Consider the following 4,083-nt stretch of genomic DNA (forward strand, 5'->3'; position numbering starts at 1 on the left):
AAGCAAGAGTAAAAGCTGCACAAGTAGAACAAGCTAGAATAGCGGAAGTTGCGAGATTAAAAGCAGAGGAGCAAGCTCAGGCAAAATTAGCTGAGGAAGCAAGAGTAAAAGCTGCTCAAGAAGAACAATTAAGAATTGAAGTTGAAGCAAAAATTAAAGCCGAAGAAGCCGCTAAAGCGAAATTAGCCGAAGAAGTAAGAATCAAAGCTGAAAAAGAGGCTGAAATAGGTGAAATTGCACTTGATGAAGTCTTAATTAATTTTAAAAAATCGTCTCAAGAATCTAATAATGCGCAAGAAGAATTATTAAATAAATTGATAGAAAAAGTAGCTATTAAACAACAGGATTTAGATGCTTTAAAAGAAGAAAATGATTTAAGTGAAAAAGGAATTGTGAGTGCCCCAAAAGCATTCAAGAGTGTGTCTGATGAAAATGCCGAAATAGAAAGCCTAAAATTAGCGATTGATAATTCTATTTCGTTTGGGAATGCTAAAATTTTAGAAATTGAAAATCTTTATAAGGAAAGACTTAAAAAAGTAAAAGATAAAAATGACGCTGTTAACTTGGAATATGCTAAAACTATAGAAAAACTAAAATCAGATCAGTTGCAAGCAAAAAGTGTTAAACAGAATTTAATTTCCTCATTAGGTACTATTAAAGTAGCAACAGATTTTGAAAGAAATAGAAGAATTAAACGTGCTACTTATGATAATGATGATGCAAGGTATAACAAAGATAGAGCAGCTTTAGAGGGTATAAAGAAATTTACTGAACCTAGTACAGTACCATTAACAAAAGATGATTTTGATTTTGGAGAGGAACTTAGTAATATTCAAATTGTTAAGGATGTAAAAAATGCAGAAGCAGGCTATTATTTGGTTGTTGCTGTTCATAGCAATGTGCTAAAAAGAGATGCGTTTTTAAAGAAAGCTGTTGCTGCAGGAGAGCAAAACATCAATTTCTTTTTTGATGTAAATACGAGTAAATATTACATTTATTATGATAAGTTTGACAATATTAGTGAGGCCAAGAACTCATTAGATGCGAATAAAGGAAATAAGCCATACAACGGTAAAATGTCAATGGTTAAAATTATAAATTAATTTTTTTTCGGTTAATTTTTTATTTTCTTTTGAAAAAAAGCAAATAAAAAAATAACGATTGATTACTTCAATATAACATTTAACTGGATTAAGGTCGGTTATATCAAAGCTATTTGCTTTTTATGTGGAATTCTATATTCTTTAATACTTCATAAATTAACAGTAAAAATACTACAAAAAATATAATTTTCATCGATTAACGTATATTTAGTACGACAATCAGCATAAAATTATTCATAGTCGCACTTTTTTTAAAATTTATTCACGATATTTAGGCCGCTAATCAACACAAAATATAGATAAAAAGTTTCGTTTGTACGAAACAGTCTATTTTGAGCTGTATTAAAGTGAGTGATACTTCTTTTTAATTTGTCCCAATTATCAGGAAGTAATAAATATAATCAACCATGAATAAAACTACTTATGTAACTAAAGGAATTGTTTTGTTACTGATTTTTTTTAGCACGCAGTTGTTTGCGCAAAATTTAGTTCCTTTTTCACCAAGATACGATGAGGCCATTAAGGGCGACATGCTTCTTATTGGTAATAGCAATGTAGGGATTCATGTTTCAGATCCTTATAACGGAACCGATACTAATGATCATATTAATGCCGCTGTTCATGTTGATATAGATGGAGATGCAAGTACTTTCAATTCTAGTAGTGCAGACTTAGATATACCAAACGACGTTAGTTGTTATCAAATAGTTTATGCTGGGTTATATTGGAGTGCTGTGGTAAATGGGTCGGAACCCATTTCCGATGTAAAGTTTAAAGTTCCCGGAGGTCCTTATGTAGATATTACAGGCACCGAAATATATTATCAAAATGCAGCAAATAATACTAACTCAAATACGTATGCGTATTATCACGATGTTACAGATATGCTTACTGCTTTGGCTAACCCAGAAGGTACTTATGCCGTTGCAAATATTTCTTCGTTAGTAGGGGCAAAACCAAATAGTGAAGGTCTTTCTGCTGGTTGGTCGCTTTTTGTTATTTATGAAGATCCACTTTTACCAAGTAAATACATTACCTCATTTGATGGTTTTACCAAAATTACTAGTACTATAAACGAGACTTTTGATGTAACTGGATTTAAAACTATACCCGTAGGTCCAGTACGTGCTAAATATGCGTTCAATACCATAGAAGGAGATAGAAGATACACAGGCGATTATTTAGAATTAAATGGCACCAGAATTAGTGCAACAAACAATGCTGGCACAGTAATACGAGAAGCTAACAATTTTTTTAATAGTACTTCGTCTATTATTGATCCAGTTACTAATACGCCTGAACTATTTACTGCCAGAGACCCAAATGGTTCAAACACCTTAGGTTTTGATTCGGGAATTATCAATATTCCAAATGCTGGAAATACGTTAATAGCCAACGGAGCAACTACTGCTAATATTAGTTTGGGTAGTAATTTAGATATCTATTATTTTTATTTTAATGCTTTTGCCATTGAAATTATTGCACCCAATATTGTGCTTACAAAAATTGTTGAAGATGAATTTGGTAATGATATTGGTGGGCAATTAGTTGATTTAGGCGACCAATTATATTACACTATCGGTTTTCAAAACACAGGAAATGACGATGCAACAAATTTGACGATACGAGATATTCTTCCAATAAATATTGTATTTAATTACCCTGCGGATATTACTACTTTACCGCCTGGAGTTACCGTTCAAAGTTATGATCCAACTACGCGAGAAATAATTTTTAGTGTGGATCCGTCGGTAGTTGAAGAAAATGATCCGGTTTCAGAAATTCGTTTTATGGTTACCGTTGTTTCAACTTGTAGTTTGTTAACGGATGCTTGTTCAAATATTATTGACAATCAGGCGTATGCAACTTATCAAGGAACTATTAATCCGGGTTTCACCATTTCTGATGACCCAAGTTTTAATACCAACACAGGATGTTTATTAACACCTAGAGCTACTAACTTTCTAGCAGATTTAGATTGTACTTTTGAAGAAGAAGTCATTCTTTGTGGTGCAAGTACGGTATTAACATCTGGTAACGGCTATGATGCTTATTCATGGTCTACAAGTCCTACCGGAACACCAGTTATTGGAACAACTCAATCTATAACAGTTACAGAAACGGGTACTTATTATGTGAATAATACCGCTATTGCTCCATGTCAATCTACTAGTCAAGTTTTTGAAGTGGTTACTTTCGGCGCTGGTGTTACTAATCCTGTTATTCCTTTTGCAGATGAAGTTGTTATTTGTCCGAATGATGGAAAAGAATTGCCAAATATATTCTTATGTGGTGGAAATGGTCCAAGACTTATTGAAACAAATATTACAGATACCACTTCAATTATTTGGGAACAATTAGATGAGAGTAGTTGTACGGCTGCTGTAAATCCTGATTGTGCGAATGAAGATGCTGCTTGTACTTGGAACCAAGTTGAAACAGGACCAAATTTTTTAGCTGATTCAGCTGGACAATTTAGATTAACCTTAAACTATGATGGTGGATGTTTTAACCAGTTTTATTTTAATGTTTATACAAACTTATTAGTACCAACGGTATCATCAAGAGATATTTACTGTACAACGCCAGGAGAAATTGTTGTTGGTGGGGTTCCTAGTGGTTATGAGTTTAGTATTGACGGTGTTAACTACCAAAATAGTAATACATTTTCAGTAAATACAGCAGGAATTTATACCGTTTATATCAAACAAATTGGAGTGGATCCAAACCCTTGTATTTTTTCAGTTCCAGATGTTCAAATAAGACAAACAGATTTTACGGTTTCAACTATAGTTACACAACCACTTTGTTATGGCGATTTAGGAAGTGTGGCAGTTGCAGCAAATGATGCACGTCCGCAATATTATTTTTCTATTTCAGAAGGCGGCACCTTAGTAAATAGTGTTGGTCCAATAGATCCAAATAATTATACATTTTCAAACTTAAACCCAGGAACTTATACCATTGATGTTTCAACTGA

General features: G+C 33.0%; 2 pseudogenes. Both read left to right on the forward strand.

Annotation, left to right across the window (positions count from 1 at the left end):
- A pseudogene (locus WBN21_RS11875) lies at positions 1-1,103 on the forward strand (hypothetical protein); the annotation flags it as partial.
- A 407-nt stretch (positions 1,104-1,510) separates the two neighbouring features.
- A pseudogene (locus WBN21_RS11880) lies at positions 1,511-4,083 on the forward strand (chromophore lyase); the annotation flags it as partial.

This window comes from Algibacter sp. (assembly GCF_049667265.1).
Taxonomy (GTDB): domain Bacteria; phylum Bacteroidota; class Bacteroidia; order Flavobacteriales; family Flavobacteriaceae; genus Algibacter_B.